Here is a 19,265-nt window from a genome sequence, read left to right as displayed (position 1 = left end):
GTCTCCTGTCCCTGACCATTCCGGCATAAAAGCAAATCCAAACAGCCCCAGCACCTCGGGCATTCTCCATATCCTATTTGATTTCTCAACAGCTTATTCTTCTTTAAGCGGCCTTGGTATAAATACTTTCAGTTCCCTATTAAAAAGCCAGACCCCCCAACACTTGTGATAGGGGGTCTGGCTGACTGAGATGAAGCTATTAGAATGATATCGGCTTATGGTAATAGGCTTTTCTGTAAATTAAGCGAGCACGGTATCCATTACGAGGCGCAGGAAACGGCGATAGTCCGCTTCATAGGCGATATTAACCTCGGGTAAATGGTCCCAAGTATGATGATGCCGCGTATCCAGAATCGTCATGCCCAGAGTCAATTTCCCCTTCGTCTCGATTCCGACCTTGCCTGTAAGGTATTGAATCAATGAAGGATCAATCACAGCTGCGACAGCCATCGAATCGATGAGCACGCAATAGGATTCAAAGCCGCGTCCCAGTACGAATTGAATCATGTTGTGCAGAAAGTCGGCTTCACGGTTTGGCGACTGCTTCAGCTCGTTCAGCTCCGACTCCGTAAAGTTCACGTCAAAATGGGTTGCCACATCCAGTCCAATGGCATGCAGAGGCACGCCTGAGTTGAATACAATCTCTGCTGCTTCAGGGTCCACGTACACGTTCCACTCGCTCTGCGGATTATCACCGGTAGCGTTGGCTGTTGCATATTTATTGAGACCATAGGAGCCGGCAATAGCGGTGATCGAGCTGATCATCGGCTTGATTTCAGGCGCAATCATCAGGGCCAGTGCCACATTGGTCAGCGGCCCGAGCGCCAAGATATGAATATCTCCCGCGTTCTTCTTGACCGTCTCGATGATCATGTCAGCGCCATGTATGCTCGACAGTTCCAGCTTTGGCGCCGGCAGATGGTATTCCGCCTGTCCGTCAGACCCGTGGCTGAACGGATCAGGCGCCAGTGCCCGCACCAGCGGCTTCCCCATGCCCTTGGACACAGGGATGTCGCTTTCCCCAAGCAGCTCCAGCACCTTCAGCGCATTCATGCTGGTCACATCGATCGGATAGTTACCGGCTACCGTCGTAATAGCCTCCACCTTTAATGCAGGCGACTTGATCGCCAATATGAGGGCCAGGGAATCGTCCATCCCCGGATCGCAGTCAATAATTACTTTTTTCATATAAAATTCTCCCTCTCTTCATACGACAAAATATTACTTCACGCTTCCCTGGGTGAGTCCGCTCACCAGATAGCGCTGGAACACAATCGTCAAAACAATCACCGGCAAGCTGGATACCAAACCGCTGGCCGACATTAACCCCCGGTCCAGGCCGCGCTCGCTCACGAAAGTGCTGGTCAGTACCGGCATCGTCTTCGTATGGGAGCCTGTCAGCGTCACTGCAAACAGGAACTCATTCCAGCAGAAGATGAAGCAGATCAGGCCTGCTGCCGCAATGCCCGGCATGACCACCGGCAGCACGATGCGGAAGAATAACCCGATGCGGGAACAGCCGTCTATCATCGCCGCTTCCTCCATCTCCACAGGAAGCTGGGCGAAGAAGGAACGGAGCAGCCATATAATTAGCGCCATATTTAGCGCAGAATAGGTAATGATAAGCAGAACATACGTATCCAGCAGATTTACGCGGTAAGCCAGCAGGAAGATCGGCACAATCACGACCACGGGCGGAATCATCCGCGTCATCAAGAGCAGATTTGGCAGCATCCGGCCTCCGGTACGGAAGCGTTCAATTGAATAGGCTGCAATGGCCCCGATGACGATGGTGATTAGCGTGGCCACGCCCGATATCAGCAGGCTGTTTACCAAGCTTGTCGCGAAATCCGGGTTCTGAAACAACGTCAGATAACTGTCAAAGACCGGCTGCTCCGGGAACCAGATCGGCGGAATGGCCATTTGCTCAACCGGGCGTTTAATCGATGTCAGTGCCACCCATACGATCGGCAGCATGAAGAAGATGAAAAACAGAAGAAGTATCCCTGTTTTAAATCCCGTAAACAGATGAATCTTCAGTTTTCGGCTGTTCATCGCTTCTTCCCTCCCCGGCTAAGCATATAGAGCGCACCGAATATAACCACAGCCAGCACGATCATCACCGCGGTGGAGACTGCCGATGCATAGCCCATGTCATAACGGCTAAACGCAATTTTGTAATTATATACGGATACCATCTCGGTTGCCGTACCCGGTCCACCGCTGGTCAAAATGTAGACCAAATCGAAGGTCCGTACAGCATCCATTGCCCGCAGTACCGCTACAGACAGCAGGGCTGGAGCAACCAAAGGCAAGGTCATCGTCCAGAAGGTCTTCCATCTGGAAGCCCCGTCCATCTGAGCAGCCTCATACACATCGTCCGGAATCCCTTGCAGGTTCGCGAGCATCATAATCATGACAAACGGACTCCACTGCCACACATCCGCCAGAATGACCGAGAACATCGCCCAGCCCGGATCGGTCAACAGCTTTGATGTATCAAACGGAATGTGTAAAAATTGAAATATCGGACCTAGCGGCGTAAAATCCGGCAGCAGGAACAATCTCCATGCTACCCCGACGACAACGGGAACCATCATCATCGGAACCATAAAAGCAACTTTGAAAAATGACTTCCCCCACACATGACTCTTCAGCAACAGGGCAAGTATGGTACCCACGATCATTTCGGAAGCAACAGCGCCCACCGTAAACTGAACGCTTCTCCATAGCGAATTCATGAAGGTGGTGTCTGCCAAAAGTCTTTTGAAATTATCGAGTCCAATGAAATGGATGCCCAGATCCGGTCGCTGCAGCGGGTAGGAGAAGAAACTGAGTCCCAGTGCTGCCAATATTGGAATCAGCAGAACCAGAACGATGATCAGAACGCCCGGCAAAACGAACCATAGTCTTTCACGTGGTTGAGATGGCATTGTTCATTAACCGCCCTTACGTTAGAGAATATAGAGAAAAGGAAGGGTGCCCCTTCCTTTTCTCATAGCAGCAAGCTGCTGTCATACATGTAAGATCCTTAGTATCCTCGCGATTTCATCAATTCATCAAATTCGGTTGCCGCTTCTTTCAGCGCATCCTCAGCGGAACGCTCGCCGAACATATATTTCACGACGGCATTCGGCAGAATTTCGCCTGTAATTGTCGATCCTTCCGGAATCAGCGGCAGCGTCTCCAGACGGAAAGAATTCATGATGTCCGCATGCGGCTTATAGAAGCTGTATTCCGAAGCCAGTTTTCCAGTCAGTGCCGAAGTACGGGCAGGAATGTTTCCTACTGGCGCTGCCTTCTCCATCATTTCCTGGCTCGTTGCAAACTCCAGCCATTGGAACGCAGCTTCCTGATTGTCGGAATTCTTCGTCATGACAAAGCCGTATGGCAGATAGAAACGTTTAATGTCGCTCGTATTGGCGTCATTTGCCGGAATAGCCGTAAATCCGACTTTACCAACAATGGTGGACTGATTCGGATCCTGTGCCATTTGAGCAACCGTGGTAGCCATTTCTGCCATCGCGCTGCGCCCTTGCAGGAACTCGGAGGAAGCATCCGACCAACCGTATTGTTTAGCAGCAGGAGACGCATACTGGAACAACTCCTTGAAGTCATTCAGCGCATTCAGACCTGCTTCATTATTGAATTGCTGCTTATAATTGCTATCATATAAGTCTCCGCCATAGTTAAACAGACGGTTATAGAATCCAAATCCGGACAGGATGCTGTTCTCGCCCATCAGGGTCACGCCATACAGATTCTCATCCGGACGGGTAAAGAACTCTGCGATGTCCTTATACTGCTGCATCGTTTGTGGCGGCTGCAGTTCATAACCATATTTGTCCTGGAACGCTTTCTTCTCAGCCGCATCCTCAAACAGATCGGTCCGATACAGAATGCCGTGCGTTTCATTCATATAAGGAAGGAAATAGAGCTGCTTGTCCGCTCCAAAGTAGGCATTGTCGATCCCTGGAAAGTCATCCAGCTCGAGCTCATCCAGCTTGGCCTGCTCTGTGGCAATCGGAGTGATATAGTCAGCAAGCTGAAATTCAGGTACCCAGCCGATCGGTACATAAGCCAAATCGAACTCGGCCTGATCCGAGATAAATTTTAATTTAAGATGTTGTTGATACTGGTCGTAAGGCATTTCCACGACATTCACTTTCACGCCGTACTTTTCCTCGAAGTCAGGAATGATGCTCTTGAATGCATCGGCATGCGAACTGGTTTCCGCCATAATTGTCAAAGTCTTCGAATCTGAAGCCTTATCCGTTTCAGCCGCTGTGCTGCTGTCCGTTTTAGACCCGGAACATGCGGAGAGCAATAGTGAAACCATGAGTAAGGCCGCTAACATTGTAAAGCTTCTCTTTTTAGAAAATACCATGATAAGCTGATCCCCCGTTTTTCTCTTTTGTGGTTGGTCCCTAAGCTGAAGCAAGTAACGAAAATCACAAAAAATACCGACAATACATATAGAGACGTATCCTCATGCTTAAGCTGACACGCCTTGTGAATTGTCATAATAGGAACTAACTGATAGGATAATACCAATAATACGGACGGGATATTACCCGTTTTCGGTCGTCTTTTTACAATAATCGGCTAATGTTAGCCACAAGGAGGGGAACAATGGACCGATTGCTGTTTCTTTTTCATACTCACCATCCAAAAGACACCTACATTCACCTTCATCAGCATAAATGCTATGAACTTGTTTACTATTTCGGCGGAAGCGGAAATACGCGGATCGGGACAACTAATTTCACCTTCAAACCGCATACGTTTGCCCTTATTTCTCCGCATACTCTGCACGATGAGAAGCATACCTCCGATTCGGAGCTGCTCTTCATCGGCTTTCTCTGCGAACAGGAAGAGGCCATCCGCAACATAAACAAAGTCATTGAGGATGACGATAAACATACAATTCAGCAGCTGATTCTTCGCATGGAATATGAGTTTACCTCCCAGCAGGAGGGATATTACGAAATGCTCAATCTGCTCGTAAGCGAATTGACCACGCAAATCCAGCGCCTCGTTGGACTGAACAAGCATCTCCAGCCTGATGAAGGACGGCTGAAATACGCCATCAATTATATGGACGAGCATTTTCAGCAAAAAATAGCCGGCGAAACGTTGGCCAGCATGTCCGGATACAGTTATGAGCGCTTCCGCCATTTGTTTAAGGAAACAACCGGCGTCTCTCCCCAGCATTATTTGCTGCGCAAACGGCTGAATCATGCCAAGTCCCTGCTGCTGCATACCGAAATGACCATCTCACAAGTGGCTAGTGAATCAGGATTCGCCAAGGACTCCCAATTCTGCGCTGTATTCAAGCGGGAAACCGGGGTTACTCCAATGACCTTCCGCAAACAACCCAGCCTCTGAATACAATTGAGGTTCAAAGGATCTATCGTCAGTTCGAGATTCAAGCGCTGTCCAACATTCTACTACTATGGCCGACAGCCATCCAAGCGTGCCGAACCGCGCATCTTACTCACAGGAAGCAGTGCGCACGCCTATCATCCTATCAGTACATGAAGCGCGAACGCTGATCACTCCTACTCATCTTCTCCTGGTATTGTTTAGTTGGTCAGGTTATCCATACATTTGCGGTTTACCCGCAGGGAATGTTATGTAGGGGAAACCAAACTGCAAGGAGGGTGATCGATATGGCAAGAAGATCAAGGCGGCACCGCAGTCCCGAGATGCAGCAATTTATGACGAATGTGATGCGTAACGAAGGCTATCAAGTGGACCCGCAGAGACAACAGGACCTCAAATACGAGGTTGCCCGAACTCTCGGTGTTCCATTGAAGCCGGGCGACAACAGCGACCTCACTACCGGACAGGCTGGTAAAGTCGGCGGCGCGATTGGCGGTTCCATGGTCCGGGAGATGGTGCGTATGGCGCAAGAGAGTCTCAGCAAGCGTTAAGCCTTAAAACAACCCAAGCTCCCACAGCTCCACGGCATTGCACAAAGACGGAATAACAGCCCCATAATCATAGATCCATGATTACGGGGCTGTTCTATTAAGATAGTTTTGATATATGATGGCTGAACTATTATTCCCCCACCTTATCCCAAGGCGTCGGGCGGTTATAATACGTATCGCATAATTTGAACTCACTATCCTTGAAGAAGCAGCCGCGGTCCTCCATCGTATCGCGGACAGTCATTTTCGCCAAATCCATCATATTGTGATCGAGGCTGAGATGAGCAAGATAAGTCCGCTTGGTATCCCCTGTCAGCAGCTCGCTTAACGCATCGCCTGCCGAGTTATTGGACAAATGCCCCATGTCGCCGAGAATCCGGCGTTTGGTATTCCAAGGATACCGCCCCATTCGGAGCATCTCGATATCATGATTGGCTTCGAGCACCAGCACATCGGACCCTTCTAGCGCTTTCTTCACTTTATCGCTGACATAGCCCAGGTCTGTAGCTACACCCAGTTTCTCGTCGCCATCATAGAAACAATAACCCATTGGTGCTGCTGCATCGTGAGAGATTTCAAACGGCTCCACCCGCAGCGTGCCAAAATCCTTGACTTCATGACTCTCCAGCACAATCTGGTTCTCCTCTGCGATCTTTCCCAGCGACTTACTCATCGCTTCCCATGTCTTCTCATTCGCATATATCGGCAGATTGTATTTGCGCGCCACGGCGCCAAGTCCCCGAATATGGTCAGAATGCTCATGCGTGACCAGAATACCGTCGATCTCTTCCCCCATCATTTCGCGTTCTTTCAGCAGTTCATCAATGCGACGCGCACTCAGTCCCGCATCAATCAGCAGTGTCGTATCCTCATTGCGGACAATGGTTGCATTGCCCGTTGAGCCGCTCGACAGCACGGAAAATGATATCCCCATAGTCTTGTTACTCCTTTGTTGTATCGCTTTTTGGCGTAAGCACATCCCCGCTGATGCCCTGCACATAGATCATCTCGCCATGATCTAGTGTAAACCGCCAGGTTGGTGCTGCCAACTGATCCTCCGTATTAAACAATTGCCCATAGTAGCCAAGCTGAATATCGCGTACCGCCGAATCCGGCGGAATAAAGTTACGTTCAATAAGTGTTTCCAATGCCTTCGATGCGGGCAGAACCTTCTGTTCCTCCATATCGCTGCTCTGCAGAATCTCAAACACAGGGGCGCGAAATGCATGAATTTTCTGAGATTCATGAATAAACTCCAACTGTACATTAAACATTGGCCACTCTTTCTGCACCAGCGGACGGAAAATGAAGATATTCTCCTTGTCCGATGGCTCATCATGGCGATAGTTCCCCATGTCAGCGATCTTGCCCTCCAGCGCAGTCCTGAATTCTTTCTCGTCCGAATAGACGAGTTTCGTGTCAACAGGCTGCTCTAAACTAACCGGCTCTCCCTGAGCCTCGGCGCTGTAAATATAATTGATTTTGGGCAGCTGCGGCGTATCCGTGGGAATGGGACTTAACACTTGTATCCCATTCTCCTCCATCAACTGCTGCGTACTCTCGGAAAGCGAGGTAACATCGAGATTGGAGCCGACCTGCTCCCGGTAATCCATCCACAGCTGATATCCCAGCACCAGATTCAGCAGCAAAAACGCGTATATCAGTACATTTTTGGCACGGCCCCAATCCACGATTCTTCCTCCTTTACGACGATTTTAGTGAACGGTGGTCCGTTTTTTATTCGATGGTTATGACGGTTCCGTTCCGAAGTTCAATGGCCCACACAGGCTTCAGCCTTAAGCGACCCTCCGTCTGCACTGGCAAATACGCCGGATTCAGGTCAGCAACTGAATTATTCTTAATATATGGCATCAGCTTCGTCTCCAAAGTCTCGCCTCCTGACAGCTTTGCCATCCGTTTTTGGATGGTCCCTGATTCCAGGTAGAACAATGAGCGCTCATAGGACGTTACCGTTCCTTGCTGCAGGTCCAATTCCATCATGCCATAATGGAAGCCTGGTGTATTAAGAATAGGGAACCCGCCATAGTACTGCTGGAATTTGACCAGGGTCCGATCCTCGGATTTGCCGGCCTTCCACAGCCTATACATACCGTTCCAGCCTCCATGCTGGTTCACAAAATCGATAGCGGCCAGCACATCCTTGCCGGGGCTGTTTTCGCCCGATGGCGGTGCAGCCGGATCGGTATAGCTGATCCATTTCTGCCCTTGATCCACCTGCAGACTCCGCTTGCTGTCCGTATAAATTTCGGATCCGTCTTTTTCCCGGATATTACGGGTGATGCTAGGGTCAAAAAACAGGCTCCGCTGCATTTGCTCCACCGTATACTCGCCAATCGGCAGCTCAACACTGAGCAGGCTCAGTTCCTTCACCGGAATATAATAGCGGCCATCCACCATCTTATACGGCGTCCAGTTTAACCCGAAATCCACCAACTGGTCTACGTCCTGCACGGTCAAATCGGCCTGTGCCGCTTCATAAACGACATCACCCTCCGTACTGAAGAACATGACATGGATCTTACCCTCGCCCTCGACGCTGTACAGCCACATCTTGTTGATGCTTTCCCCTTCAAACAGGGGATCCGGCACGATCTGCATGATCTTTTGCAGCAAGGTAACCGGAATTCCTGAATCAAAGCTCAGTTCAATCCCCCGATTTTCCGACCGAACCTTGGGCCAATCGATATTGCTGACCATCCGCCGCTGAAAATGATCAAATGTCCGGCCTTTAAGCCGGTTAAATACGAGATTGTAGAAAGTGTCATTGGGATAGAACACCGTATGCTGGTCTTCGCCCAGATGAATGATCATCTTATCGGGGAAGAGCAAATTCTCAGGTTTCTCCTCCGGCCCCATCTCTTCAGTTCGAATATAAGCGTTCTTCGATTGGACAACCGAATCACTGCCCGGAAAGCGGAAGATCAATACATAACTCTGCAGCAAACTGCCAACCACTAGCACGACCAGAAGTACCGTTTTCATGCGTTCCTTCACGTCAAAGCCCTCCCCTCATCATTCAGGGGTATCGTAAAGGCTACGGTGGTCCCTTTCTCCAGCTCCGATTGCAGCGTTATAAACCCTCCGTGTGCCCTGACAATTTCCCGGGCAATGGACAGACCGAGACCGGTCCCACCTAAATTGCGAGTCCTTGCCTTATCAACCCGGTAGAAGCGCTCAAAGATTCGATCCAGGTCCTTCTTCGGTATACCAATCCCGGTATCCTTCACCGATAAGGACAGCATGCCATCCTCTGTAATGCTTGCATCCAAGGTGATGGTGCCCCCGTCCGGCGTATATTTCAAGGCATTGGATATCAAGTTATCCAGTACCTGATCGATTCCGTCCCGGTCCAGCATAGCCGTAGAAACGCCCGGTCTTACCTCAATAATCGTACGAATATGCTTCTGCTTCATTTGGAAAGAGAAACGGTCCTCTACATCTTCCAGCATCTCCACAATATCCGTCCGTTCCTTATGGAGTGCTGCCTCCTTGGAGTCGAGACGTGATAGATGGAGCAGATCTGTAACAAGACGGATCATCCGGCCCGTCTCGTTCTGTATGACACCGACAAACCGCGGCCCCATCTGTTTGTCTTCCAGAGCCCCGTCTTCCAGCGCTTCCGTGTAACTCTTGATTGTTGTCAGCGGTGTACGCAGCTCATGCGATACATTCGCTACGAATTCCCGCCGGGAGGCTTCCAGCTTCTCCTGCTCGGTAACATCCTGCAGTACGGCAATCGTTCCAGTGATGCCGATCTCGCGCCGATGTATCGGAGTAAACGTCACGCGCATCATGAAGGGGTCGCCGTCCTCCCGTGGGATAATTTCCAGCAGCTTGGAGTCATGGCCCTCACCGCGAGCCAGAGCTTCCAGCTCAGACTCCTCGAGCCCCAGCAAAGAGCCAATGCCATACCCCGCCAGCTCTTCACCCTCTACGCCTAGCATCTCACTGGCGCGTCGGTTCATCAGGATGACTCTGTCCGCTTCATCAGTTGCAATGACCCCGTCACTCATATTGGTCAGAATCGACGCGAGTTTCTCCTTCTCTTCTTCGTTCTGGGAGAGGGCTTCGCGCAGACGGCTGGTCATATAATTGAACGCCTGGCTGAGCTGGCCGATCTCATCACTGCCGAAGACTGGTGTTGTTTCGGTGAACTTGCCGTCCGCGACAGCCCGGGCATGCTTCGTCAGCTCCTTGATCGGATGGGTAATCGTATGCGACAGAATGACGCCGAGCACCGCAGTCAAGCCGAGTGCGAGCAGAATGCCCGATATAAAAATATTGTTGATCCGCTGCATCGTGCTGTACAGCTCGCTCATGCTGGCCACAATGTAGATGGCACCAACGATTTTCTCGTTATACATGACGGGCTTTGCCACCACTTTTTTGCGGATATTATCATCATCAATAATGTATTCTTCATTATCCTGTATTCCCTGCAAGGCCCGGCTGACAACCGTCTGTGTATTCTTGGTGTTCACGTAGTCCGCATGGGAGGGCAACGAAGTCGTCAGAACCCGCCCCGTGGAATCCAGCACCTGAACCTCGGCTCCGTTCAGATTGAACAGATTGTTCACCATAATACGCAGGCTGTCGTTCGAATCGTCTTCCGAATCATTCTCTCCACCAAGAGTCTTGGCCGCCAGCACCGACATCAGCTCGGCGCGCTCCTGCAAGTCCTTCGTGAAGTTGCTGGTCAGCGAGTTCTTCATCGCACTCACAAAATACACTCCGATCAGCTGCATCGCGATCAGAATGAGAAGGACATAAATAATGATGACCTTCGCCTGGATCGTGCGGAAGAAGGACAGCCACTTCATTACAGGCCTCCGTTTTTAGCGCTGCGCATTAGGTAGCCTAGGCCGCGCCGAGTCAGGATATATTCCGGCTTGCTCGGATTCTCTTCAATCTTCTCGCGAAGGCGGCGGATGGTAACATCCACGGTCCGCACATCGCCAAAATATTCAAAGCCCCATACGGCCTGCAGCAGATGCTCACGCGTCATCACTTTGCCAGCATTGCGGGCCAAATAATAGACCAATTCATATTCGCGGTGCGTAAGATCCAGCGCTTCCCCGCTCTTGTACACCATGTACATATCCGTATCGATAAACAGCTCAAACAGCCGCAGGCCTTGTCCGCCTGCACTTGAGTCGCCTATGTTATCTGCCGGGCTATCCGGCTTTTGCTGACGTCGCAGATGCGCCTTCACACGAGCCAATATTTCTCTTGTGCTGAACGGCTTTGTCACGTAATCATCCGCACCAAGCTCAAGCCCGAGCACCTTGTCAATCTCCCCGTCCTTTGCCGTCAGCATGATGATCGGGATCTGCAGGTTAGCTGCTCGCACCTCGCGGCACACGTCCATTCCGTCTTTGCCGGGCAGCATCAAATCAAGCAGCATTAAATCCGGCCGCTGCGTGAGCGCAATATCCACGGCGCTGATGCCGTCAAAAGCACAGATGACATCATAGCCCTCTTTTTCCAAGTTAAACTTTAAAATATCGGCGATGGGCTGTTCATCATCCACCACCAGAATGGTCCCCTGCATCTTCCTGTTCACCTCATACCTTCACTTAAAGAGGATGTTCAAAAAGTCCCTTTTTGAACTCACACTTAAACGGTCTTCCCTTCATTTTACCACACCTGCCGTCACTACACACCAACCGTTCCTGAACTGCCGCCCTCTATTTCGTATCCCCTATTTATGATCCATTTAGGCGCCGCAAAGCGTGCGTGGAGTTCCAATCCTAAGCGTTATTCTGTCATCCAGTTAGATTGAATAAGATATTAGAGGGGGGACGGAGACTTCCCTCTAAGGATATTCTGTATTGGAATTGATGGAAGCATAGGAGCATGGTATGGTTAGTACTGTGCTCGTTTATGGCAATTATTTACTTTATATGGGGTTTGTTCAATTCCGTTGTTCATTAGCATAATCTGTCGATTTCCATACAGCTGGGATGGGAGCACATTCTAGTCATATCAAGGAGGTTATATTGGGATGGAAAGCACAGATGTCTTCCTTAACTTCAGGCCGATCTATATTCTGTTCATTATGATTCTGATCATCTCGTTGCTTATTCAAACAATCGGAAAGAATCGTAGGTTCTTGATTAATGAGTTTACCGTAGCAGTCATCACACTTAGCAGCGTAGCCGTATCCGCTTATCTGGCCTATCAAATAGGCATACTTTCCGATGAATTGGGGATCGGCGGCGATGCCGTTTCCTTTTACATGTTCATAGCAATCGTGATGCTGTCGCTGGTGAATCTTCTAGTCTATCTGTTCAAAAAGTAACCGTGCTCATCCTCAAAAGCTCAGAAGATTGTACTCACTTCATGGAGCTTATCTCCTCCAAGGGGATGAGAGCGAGTCTCACCAAAGTCCGTTTGCCAAAACGCAAAGATGGCCGCCCCTTTAAGGAGCGGCCATCTTCATGATTATGATATATGAACCAATAATGGCTTATGTCGCATTGGTTTTCCTAGTATAACACAGAACTACAGATATTTCATCGGATTTCTGGCAACTCCATTTTTTTGCACTTCAAAATGCAGATGCTTTCCGGTGGAACGGCCCGTACTACCCATGACACCCAGCTGGGAGCCTTGTCCAACCGACTGTCCGTTACGAACGGAAATCTTGCTCATATGTCCATACAAGGTACGGTAGCCATTGCCATGATCGACAATCACGACGTTGCCGTAACCGTTCTGCCGGCCTGCAAAGACAACTCTTCCGGAGGCAGCTGCCTTAATGGAGCTTCCGCCAACCATATCGATTCCCTCATGGGTTCTTCCCCAGCGATGACCGTATGGGCTTGTAATGCGCGGGCTGCTGACTGGCCATGCGAACATGCGGCCGTCGGACTTCTTGGACGTCACTTTGGCAACAGCCTTTTTCTTAGGCGCTACCTTGGTGCCTTTGTATACAACCTCTGGCAGGGCTTCCTGAACCACCTGCTGACCTGTCCATTGCTTGGAAACAACCTTTCCATTTTCCTTCGTTACAATATAATCCACCGTTTTGACGCCATCCCGTCCGGGACGTACAACCTTTCGCTTGCCGAGCGGAAGCTCGCTGCTCTTGCGGACGATCGTCTCCGGTTTGCTCGGCTGCTTCTCCGATACCGTCTCTACCGTTCTTACCGTCAGCGGTGCTTCCGGCTTCGTCACCTGCAGCTCGGCCCCGATTTGAACGTATTTCTCCTTCAGCTCGGGATTGAGCGCCATGACATCAGCAGACTTCATACCAAAATGCTGTGCGATCGAGGAGATCGTGTCTCCCTCTTTCACTGTGTACACGACCGGCTTCTCTTTCGTACCCGTCAGCGCCTTGACTGCTTCATCCACATTCAGCACCTTGTTAGGGTCCGCCTTGGTGTTGGCCAGTGAGATGTCCTCTTTGATAGCTACGGATTGAAGCCCGCTTTCGTTTTCACCCTTCTTCTTAGATGCCGATGCGGATGTCCTCGTCAGCGCCGCCTTTTGCGTCTTATCCTTCTGGGCAGCAGCGGGAGCAAATTTTAATTTTGCTGCTTCTACGGCAGCCTTGGCTGACTGTTGATCCTTCATGATCGCCACCGTCTCGCCGTTCACCTTCAGCTCCACGCCGCGGGCATAAGCCTTCAGCATGCCGTCCAGTTTATCTAGCGTCTCTTCGCTGTTCACTTCCGGCTTAAAAGAGCGGTCAGCCTTGGTTGTAATCCCTTCCGTTTGAAGCACCATGAGCACATCCGGATATTTCTTCTGATATTCCTTCTGTTTCGCTGTGAGAAGCTGGTCAAGCTGGGCATCATCCTGGATGGCGCCGATCGCTTTCCCATCTACATATACTTGATAGAATGGAATCGTATTCGCATTCACATAAGCTTTACTGCCTGTATAGATCGATCCTGCAATGAGAATCGCTCCGGCCGACAACCAAATCCACCGGCGGGGTGATACCCATCTCGATTGTTCTGGATGCATTGGCTCAGAGGATTCGCGATTGGTGTTGTTATCCGAGGCGGAGTGCTTGACTGCTGGCTTGCTTTTCAGACGGTCTATCCACCGTTTTCCGTTAAAACCTTTCATGTCCCTCTCCTTTAAAGCCTTATCCTATGTAAAAATTTATATAGTCAAGCTAACTGGTTTTCCCTTGCGACAGCATTCGTCAAAAGGTTTCAAAATTTTAACCTTTTCGATCTTTGTATACTTTAACATAGCCATTACAATCATTTCAAGTTTGCGAAAACGACCAAAAACCCGCGCCGGACGCGGGTTTCCCTGTTTTTTCCAATGTATAATTCTAACAAACCATTGATAATATCGTGACAGAACGGCTCTTCGCCCCATATAGCTTTATTCTTTGAGCATGGAGATCAGTTTATCGAATTCTTCGGGATTCAAATATTTGGATATGCCTTGCTCGATCTCTTCAAGCTCCGCCGCCGTTAGCCCATCTTCCATGGCTTCGGATATTTTCTGCATTTCAGATTGGGGCAGCTTATTCATCAATATCGTAAAAATCTCTTCCTTGTCCTCTGTCGACAAACTGCCTTTTCGATCCACGATATCCCCGGGAGTCATTACAATCTGCTGGTCTTCCAGGGAGGGATCGCCAGCCTCTGACGTATTCCTGCCCATCACGGGCAAGGAATTATCCGGTGCCTCGTTCTCTGACGGCTCAATCGTCGTTTCCGATTCCTTCGTACTCGTCTCATCATTCTCGGCTTTGCCAGTATTAGCGTCCTTCCCTGCGCCCGATATCGAATTCTCGGCAGTAGACCCCTTATTTTCTGTCTGACCGCTTTCCTTGACGGAATTTACACTATCCGGCTTTGTACCGGAGCCGATCCCCAGCATCGCCTTCATCATGCCGCCCACACCCATCGACTCCGTCTCCAGCTGAATATTAAAACTGGACAGCACCGATTGAATATAAGCGTTCACTACGAAGCCTGTCGTCACTATCGTAAGCGTGCTCACCAGGAGCGTGGTCAGGCTGACTTTCAGCAGCCATTTCATCCAATTCACTTCCAACTCCTCCTATCACATATCCATATCTCATATACCATGATCATAATTGCTTCCTTCTTCCAGTATTGACCGCACTCTATCACTTCAACCGCCGATTCTATATTTTTTCACTGTTGAATTGATATAGTTCATGATTCGTCCGGTTTTAGGCCACAATACTTCCAGGCTATGGAGTCCGCAATCGACCAGAGAGGGAGATATATGATACATATATAGTCATTGGAACTGCTTATGAAGGAGGTTCATTCCACTCATGATTCATATATTAATCGCCGATGATGATCCGCATATTCGGGAATTGCTGCAATACCATCTTCAATCTGAAGGTTACACAGTGTACACAGCTGCCGACGGAGAGGAAGCTTCTGCCCGCTTAGCGGAAGAACAGATTCACCTCGCTGTCGTGGATGTGATGATGCCGAACAAGGACGGGTATCAGCTTTGCGAAGAAATTCGCCGTTATTATGATTTCCCCGTCATCCTGCTAACGGCCAAGGATCAGCTTGTGGATAAGGAGCGGGGCTTTGCGGTAGGCACCGATGACTACTTGACCAAACCTTTTGAACCGAGGGAGCTGCTGTTTCGGATCAAGGCGCTGCTGCGCCGATATCAGATGGTCAGCGCCGATAAGATCCATCTGAACGAAACCATCATCGACCGCAAAAGCTATGAAATCCAGGGACACGGGAAAGTGCTGATGCTGCCGATGAAGGAATTTGAGCTGCTCTCGCAGCTTGCAAGCTATCCTGATCGAACATTCTCACGGGAAGAATTGATTGAGCTCATCTGGGGTTCCGACTTTGACGGAGATGATCGGACCGTAGATGTTCATATCAAACGGCTGCGGGAACGCTTCGCTGACCGCACCGGGGATTTCCACATCCGAACCGTCCGTGGGGTGGGGTATAAACTGGAGGCGGGGCCGCAGTGAAAACTCTCTATTCACGCATCGTCCTTACAACCATTGCCATCATGGTGGTTAGCAGCTTTATTGCTTTTGTGCTGTCAAATCTCTACTATCAATACAATCTCAAACCTTTCAATGATCAAAAAGTAACCGCGATGGCCAAGGATATCGGACATTTCTATGACAGCCACCCTGAGATCGATATTCATGAATATCTCCATCATCTCGGGCAGCTCGGCTATCAATTCTATCTGGTGAACGACCAAGGGAAAGAATGGCTTTATGGAGGCATTTTCCGTAAGCAGGACCTCCCTCGTGAGACAGTCCAACAGGTTCTCGGCGGCACCGTCTACCATGGTATCGCTGAGTTCCCGTCGGGGCTTTTCATTACCGGGTTTTTTGACAATGTGCTAAGCAACTCCATCGGCATTCCATTGCAGGTAGACGGCACACCGCAGGCGCTTTTCATCAGGCCCGATATCACGGTTCAGTTCGGGGAGATGCGCATCTTCTTCTCCATTATCATGGTGATTGCTATCCTGCTGAGCATTCTGCTAGTCGGTATCATTACGCGCTTTATCGTGAAACCGATCGTGAAGTTAACCGAGGCGACCCAGAGCGTTGCACAGGGTCAATACAACATCGAGCTGAATGTCACGCGGCGGGATGAGCTGGGGCAGCTCGCGGATCGTTTCTCTCAAATGGCCAAAAGCCTGGCACAGCTGGAGCAGATGCGCCAGGAGTTTGTGTCTAATGTATCGCATGAGATCCAATCGCCGCTTGCCTCGATTCAGGGCTTTTCGCAGACCCTGCAAACCAAGCGCTTGTCTGAGGAACAGCAGCAGCATTACTTATCCATCATCGAAGCGGAAAGCCGCAGGATGTCCCAGCTCAGCAAACAATTGCTTATGCTGGCATCCCTGGATAAGGAAGAGAACATTTTGGAGAGGACCACCTTCGACGTTGCCGAGCAAATCAAGCAGGTATTGTTCCATACCGAATGGAGCTGGCGCAGCAAGGATCTCACCATCGATATGTCGCTGCCCTCCACCTATATCTATGGTGATCAGCAGATGCTGCATCAAGTATGGACGAACCTCATCACCAACAGCATTAAATTTACGCCTGCGGAAGGCGTCATCTCACTACGTATTTCCGAGCAGAACAAACATTGCCGCATTGAAGTTTCCGATACCGGTATCGGGATTCCGCAAGAACATCTGCCCCATATCTTCAATCGCTTCTATCGTGTGGATGAAGCTAGGGACCGCTCCGAGGGCAGCAGCGGACTGGGCTTATCCATCACATTGAAGATTGTAGAGCTGCATGGCGGACACATCGAAGTGACAAGTGAGCCGGGCATGGGCACCACCTTCACGGTGACCCTCCCGATCATTTAATGCCCCACTGCTTCAGTTCATGCTCTGTTCATATTCCATTCCTATACTTGAGGCATGTCCCGCTAGATATAAAACCAAGGGATAATTTGCAACCATTACAGGAATGGAGATGAGACCCATGTTTCTTGCATTGCGTGAATTTCGACATGCGAAGCTGCGCTATCTGTTGATCGGTTTTATTATGGTACTGATCGCCTGGCTCGTCCTGTTCGTGACGGGACTGGCTCAGGGACTATCCTCTGATAACGCCTCTTCCATCCAAAATATGAAGGCCGATTACCTCGTGCTTCAGGAAGAGTCCGACCATCGGATCAACCGATCGGTGCTTACAGACGAGCTCTGGAACGAAGTCCGTAGTCACCCCGGTGGAAGCGATGCTGCTCAGCTGGGCGTGCATATGAGCACCTTGACTCAGGAAGGCTCCTCCACCAAATTCGATGCGGCCTTTTTTGCTATCGATATGGAGAGCTTCCTGGCTCCCAAGGTTGTGGAAGGCTCCCGGATTAGCAATACAGATGCAGGTGTTGTCATGGCCGACAGTTCTTTGAAGGATGATGGCTACCGTCTGGGCGATCGGATTGTCGATCAGGCTTCTGGCACATCCTTTGAGATCGCGGCATTTACGGAAGGACAATCCTTCAGTCATGCACCGGTCATCCACATGAATTTCGAGGGCTGGAAATCCCTTCAGCCCGGCAGCTCGAAGCACGGCGCCATCTATAATGCGATTGCTTTGAATGGCAGCACGGAGCAGATGGAAGCCCTCGTTTCGGACATACCCGGCATCGAGCTCATAACTAAGAAGGAAGCACTGCAGGGCATCCCCGGTTTCCAAGAAGAACAGGGCTCGCTCATTATGATGATTGTTTTCTTATTTGTCATCGCAGCTTTTGTGCTCGCTGTGTTCTTCTACGTCATTACGATTCAAAAAATGAACCAGTTCGGCGTCCTGAAGGCGATTGGAGCTGGAACCGGATACCTGGCGAGGAATTTAATACTTCAAGTCCTGTCCCTCACTCTGGTTAGTCTTGCGATTAGCATCGGGCTGACGTATGGGGTTTCCTACCTGTTAGCCGGCGTTGTACCGTTTTCGCTAACCCCGTCTGTTGTTCTGCTCTGTTCTTTACTGTTCCTGGCGGTATCCCTCTTGGGGTCGCTATTGTCGCTCTATCGGGTCATCAAGATTGATGCAATTGAAGCTATCGGGAGGGCTGCATAATGACACAATCCAAACTGTTGCTTGATCAGGTAAGTAAAGAATTCGGTGATGGCGATACATCCGTGAAAGTGCTGGATCATATATCGCTGGATATCAAAAGTGGGGAGTTTGTCGCGGTCGTTGGACCTTCAGGCTCGGGCAAGAGTACCTTTCTCTCCATCGCAGGCGCGCTGTTATCCCCTTCGAAGGGGCGTATATGGATGTATGATCAGGAGATCACCAAGTTATCCGCTAAAAAAATGAATCAGCTGCGGCTGAGCCATATCGGCTTTATCTTCCAATCTTCCAACCTCATCCCGTATTTAACCGTTCGCGATCAGCTGCTCTTGATGGCCAAGCTTGCAGGCCAGCATGGTCAGGAGCCGAAGCAGCGGGCAGATGATCTGCTCCACCGGCTGGGTTTATCCCACCGCAAGTCTCATTACCCTGAGAGCCTGTCCGGCGGCGAGCGTCAACGCGTTGCCATTGCTCGGGCATGGATGAGTGATCCAGAGCTTATACTGGCAGATGAGCCTACAGCAAGTCTGGATTCCGAACGGGGTCGAACCGTTGTCCAAATGCTCGCCGATGAGGTAAAGCTGCGCCAGAAAGCTGCCGTCATGGTTACGCATGACCAGCGTATGCTTGATCTGTGCGACCGGATCGTCTATATCGAAGACGGCAAGCTCTCCGAGCAGCCGCGGCCGATTCAGCTATAACAACAAAAAGACCGGATTTATCCCGGGTACCTGAGTACCTAAACGGATGAATCCGGTCTT

The 19,265-nt window shown here is 50.1% G+C and carries 18 protein-coding genes; 7 read left to right on the top strand and 11 right to left on the bottom strand.

Annotation, left to right across the window (positions count from 1 at the left end; translation table 11 throughout):
* Positions 1–240: 240 nt before the first annotated feature.
* The 4 genes from AM231_RS25015 to AM231_RS25000 all read right to left on the bottom strand — a co-directional run bounded on the left by AM231_RS25015 (position 241) and on the right by AM231_RS25000 (position 4,240).
* On the bottom strand, positions 241–1,188 hold the full coding sequence (locus tag AM231_RS25015) for a nucleoside hydrolase (RefSeq protein WP_054405100.1): 948 nt from the start codon (positions 1,186–1,188) through the stop codon (positions 241–243).
* Between the two features lie 33 nt (positions 1,189–1,221).
* Positions 1,222–2,055, bottom strand: a complete 834-nt coding sequence (locus AM231_RS25010; protein ID WP_054405099.1) for a carbohydrate ABC transporter permease — start codon at positions 2,053–2,055, stop codon at positions 1,222–1,224.
* On the bottom strand, positions 2,052–2,933 hold the full coding sequence (locus AM231_RS25005; protein ID WP_054405098.1) for a carbohydrate ABC transporter permease: 882 nt from the start codon (positions 2,931–2,933) through the stop codon (positions 2,052–2,054). Before AM231_RS25005 ends, AM231_RS25010 begins: the two co-directional genes overlap by 4 nt.
* Positions 2,934–3,031: 98 nt before the next feature.
* The gene (locus AM231_RS25000) at positions 3,032–4,240 is read right to left on the bottom strand and encodes an ABC transporter substrate-binding protein (protein ID WP_242615303.1); all 1,209 of its coding nucleotides are present in this window, start codon (positions 4,238–4,240) and stop codon (positions 3,032–3,034) included.
* A 392-nt stretch (positions 4,241–4,632) separates the two neighbouring features.
* Between AM231_RS25000 and AM231_RS24995 the strand changes: the two genes are divergently transcribed.
* Positions 4,633–5,388: a helix-turn-helix domain-containing protein gene (locus AM231_RS24995; protein WP_054405096.1), complete on the top strand. Its 756-nt coding sequence runs from the start codon at positions 4,633–4,635 to the stop codon at positions 5,386–5,388.
* A 284-nt stretch (positions 5,389–5,672) separates the two neighbouring features.
* A complete protein-coding gene (locus AM231_RS24990) occupies positions 5,673–5,936 on the top strand; it encodes an alpha/beta-type small acid-soluble spore protein (protein WP_207383688.1) in 264 nt (87 codons plus the stop codon).
* Positions 5,937–6,066: 130 nt separating this feature from the next.
* Here the strand turns inward: AM231_RS24990 and AM231_RS24985 are convergent, their stop codons facing one another.
* The 5 genes from AM231_RS24985 to yycF are packed head-to-tail and all read right to left on the bottom strand — an operon-like array spanning position 6,067 to position 11,508.
* Positions 6,067–6,870, bottom strand: coding sequence for an MBL fold metallo-hydrolase (locus AM231_RS24985; RefSeq protein WP_053490784.1), 804 nt, complete (start codon positions 6,868–6,870; stop codon positions 6,067–6,069).
* A 7-nt stretch (positions 6,871–6,877) separates the two neighbouring features.
* A complete protein-coding gene (gene yycI, locus AM231_RS24980; RefSeq protein WP_053490783.1) occupies positions 6,878–7,627 on the bottom strand; it encodes a two-component system regulatory protein YycI in 750 nt (249 codons plus the stop codon).
* 46 nt (positions 7,628–7,673) lie between these two features.
* Positions 7,674–8,951 (bottom strand): YycH family regulatory protein, encoded by a 1,278-nt coding sequence (locus tag AM231_RS24975; RefSeq protein WP_054405095.1) that lies wholly within the window; start codon positions 8,949–8,951, stop codon positions 7,674–7,676.
* Complete coding sequence (gene walK, locus AM231_RS24970) at positions 8,948–10,777, bottom strand: cell wall metabolism sensor histidine kinase WalK (RefSeq protein ID WP_054405094.1); 1,830 nt, start codon at positions 10,775–10,777, stop codon at positions 8,948–8,950. The genes AM231_RS24975 and walK overlap by 4 nt, the downstream gene beginning before the upstream one ends.
* The gene (gene yycF / locus AM231_RS24965; RefSeq protein WP_054405093.1) at positions 10,777–11,508 is read right to left on the bottom strand and encodes a response regulator YycF; all 732 of its coding nucleotides are present in this window, start codon (positions 11,506–11,508) and stop codon (positions 10,777–10,779) included. Before yycF ends, walK begins: the two co-directional genes overlap by 1 nt.
* Positions 11,509–11,961: 453 nt before the next feature.
* Between yycF and AM231_RS24960 the strand changes: the two genes are divergently transcribed.
* Complete coding sequence (locus AM231_RS24960; RefSeq protein ID WP_054405092.1) at positions 11,962–12,258, top strand: hypothetical protein; 297 nt, start codon at positions 11,962–11,964, stop codon at positions 12,256–12,258.
* 203 nt (positions 12,259–12,461) lie between these two features.
* Here the strand turns inward: AM231_RS24960 and AM231_RS24955 are convergent, their stop codons facing one another.
* Complete coding sequence (locus tag AM231_RS24955; RefSeq protein WP_054405091.1) at positions 12,462–14,036, bottom strand: peptidoglycan DD-metalloendopeptidase family protein; 1,575 nt, start codon at positions 14,034–14,036, stop codon at positions 12,462–12,464.
* A 267-nt stretch (positions 14,037–14,303) separates the two neighbouring features.
* On the bottom strand, positions 14,304–14,978 hold the full coding sequence (locus tag AM231_RS24950) for a hypothetical protein (RefSeq protein ID WP_054405090.1): 675 nt from the start codon (positions 14,976–14,978) through the stop codon (positions 14,304–14,306).
* A gap of 256 nt (positions 14,979–15,234) precedes the next feature.
* On the opposite strand from AM231_RS24950, the gene AM231_RS24945 reads away from it, so the two are divergent.
* The 4 genes from AM231_RS24945 (at position 15,235) to AM231_RS24930 (ending at position 19,205) form a co-directional block, all read left to right on the top strand.
* On the top strand, positions 15,235–15,912 hold the full coding sequence (locus AM231_RS24945; protein WP_054405088.1) for a response regulator transcription factor: 678 nt from the start codon (positions 15,235–15,237) through the stop codon (positions 15,910–15,912).
* Positions 15,909–17,288: a sensor histidine kinase gene (locus AM231_RS24940; protein WP_054405086.1), complete on the top strand. Its 1,380-nt coding sequence runs from the start codon at positions 15,909–15,911 to the stop codon at positions 17,286–17,288. Before AM231_RS24945 ends, AM231_RS24940 begins: the two co-directional genes overlap by 4 nt.
* Positions 17,289–17,406: 118 nt before the next feature.
* Positions 17,407–18,507 carry an ABC transporter permease gene (locus AM231_RS24935; protein ID WP_054405084.1) on the top strand — a complete coding sequence of 367 codons (1,101 nt, stop codon included), beginning with the start codon at positions 17,407–17,409 and terminating at the stop codon, positions 18,505–18,507.
* Positions 18,507–19,205, top strand: coding sequence for an ABC transporter ATP-binding protein (locus AM231_RS24930; RefSeq protein WP_054405082.1), 699 nt, complete (start codon positions 18,507–18,509; stop codon positions 19,203–19,205). The genes AM231_RS24935 and AM231_RS24930 overlap by 1 nt, the downstream gene beginning before the upstream one ends.
* The last annotated feature ends 60 nt before the right edge of the window (positions 19,206–19,265 follow it).

The sequence above is a fragment of the Paenibacillus solani genome, assembly GCF_001277345.1.
In the GTDB taxonomy this organism is placed as follows: Bacteria; Bacillota; Bacilli; order Paenibacillales; family Paenibacillaceae; genus Paenibacillus_AQ; species Paenibacillus_AQ solani.
Note: the sequence above shows the minus strand (reverse complement) of the source record. Positions and strands in the feature narration are given on the sequence as shown.

Excerpts from the sequence above, each read along its gene's own strand:
- AM231_RS24995 (WP_054405096.1), top strand. The coding sequence starts at position 4,633 with ATGGACCGATTGCTGTTTCTTTTTCATACTCACCATCCAAAAGACACC.
- AM231_RS24930 (WP_054405082.1), top strand. The coding sequence starts at position 18,507 with ATGACACAATCCAAACTGTTGCTTGATCAGGTAAGTAAAGAATTCGGT.
- AM231_RS25010 (WP_054405099.1), bottom strand. The coding sequence starts at position 2,055 with ATGAACAGCCGAAAACTGAAGATTCATCTGTTTACGGGATTTAAAACA.
- walK (WP_054405094.1), bottom strand. The coding sequence starts at position 10,777 with ATGAAGTGGCTGTCCTTCTTCCGCACGATCCAGGCGAAGGTCATCATT.
- AM231_RS25000 (WP_242615303.1), bottom strand. The coding sequence starts at position 4,240 with ATGGCGGAAACCAGTTCGCATGCCGATGCATTCAAGAGCATCATTCCT.
- AM231_RS24985 (WP_053490784.1), bottom strand. The coding sequence starts at position 6,870 with ATGGGGATATCATTTTCCGTGCTGTCGAGCGGCTCAACGGGCAATGCA.
- AM231_RS25015 (WP_054405100.1), bottom strand. The coding sequence starts at position 1,188 with ATGAAAAAAGTAATTATTGACTGCGATCCGGGGATGGACGATTCCCTG.
- AM231_RS24960 (WP_054405092.1), top strand. The coding sequence starts at position 11,962 with ATGGAAAGCACAGATGTCTTCCTTAACTTCAGGCCGATCTATATTCTG.
- AM231_RS25005 (WP_054405098.1), bottom strand. The coding sequence starts at position 2,933 with ATGCCATCTCAACCACGTGAAAGACTATGGTTCGTTTTGCCGGGCGTT.
- AM231_RS24945 (WP_054405088.1), top strand. The coding sequence starts at position 15,235 with ATGATTCATATATTAATCGCCGATGATGATCCGCATATTCGGGAATTG.
- AM231_RS24990 (WP_207383688.1), top strand. The coding sequence starts at position 5,673 with ATGGCAAGAAGATCAAGGCGGCACCGCAGTCCCGAGATGCAGCAATTT.
- AM231_RS24935 (WP_054405084.1), top strand. The coding sequence starts at position 17,407 with ATGTTTCTTGCATTGCGTGAATTTCGACATGCGAAGCTGCGCTATCTG.
- AM231_RS24955 (WP_054405091.1), bottom strand. The coding sequence starts at position 14,036 with ATGAAAGGTTTTAACGGAAAACGGTGGATAGACCGTCTGAAAAGCAAG.
- yycF (WP_054405093.1), bottom strand. The coding sequence starts at position 11,508 with ATGCAGGGGACCATTCTGGTGGTGGATGATGAACAGCCCATCGCCGAT.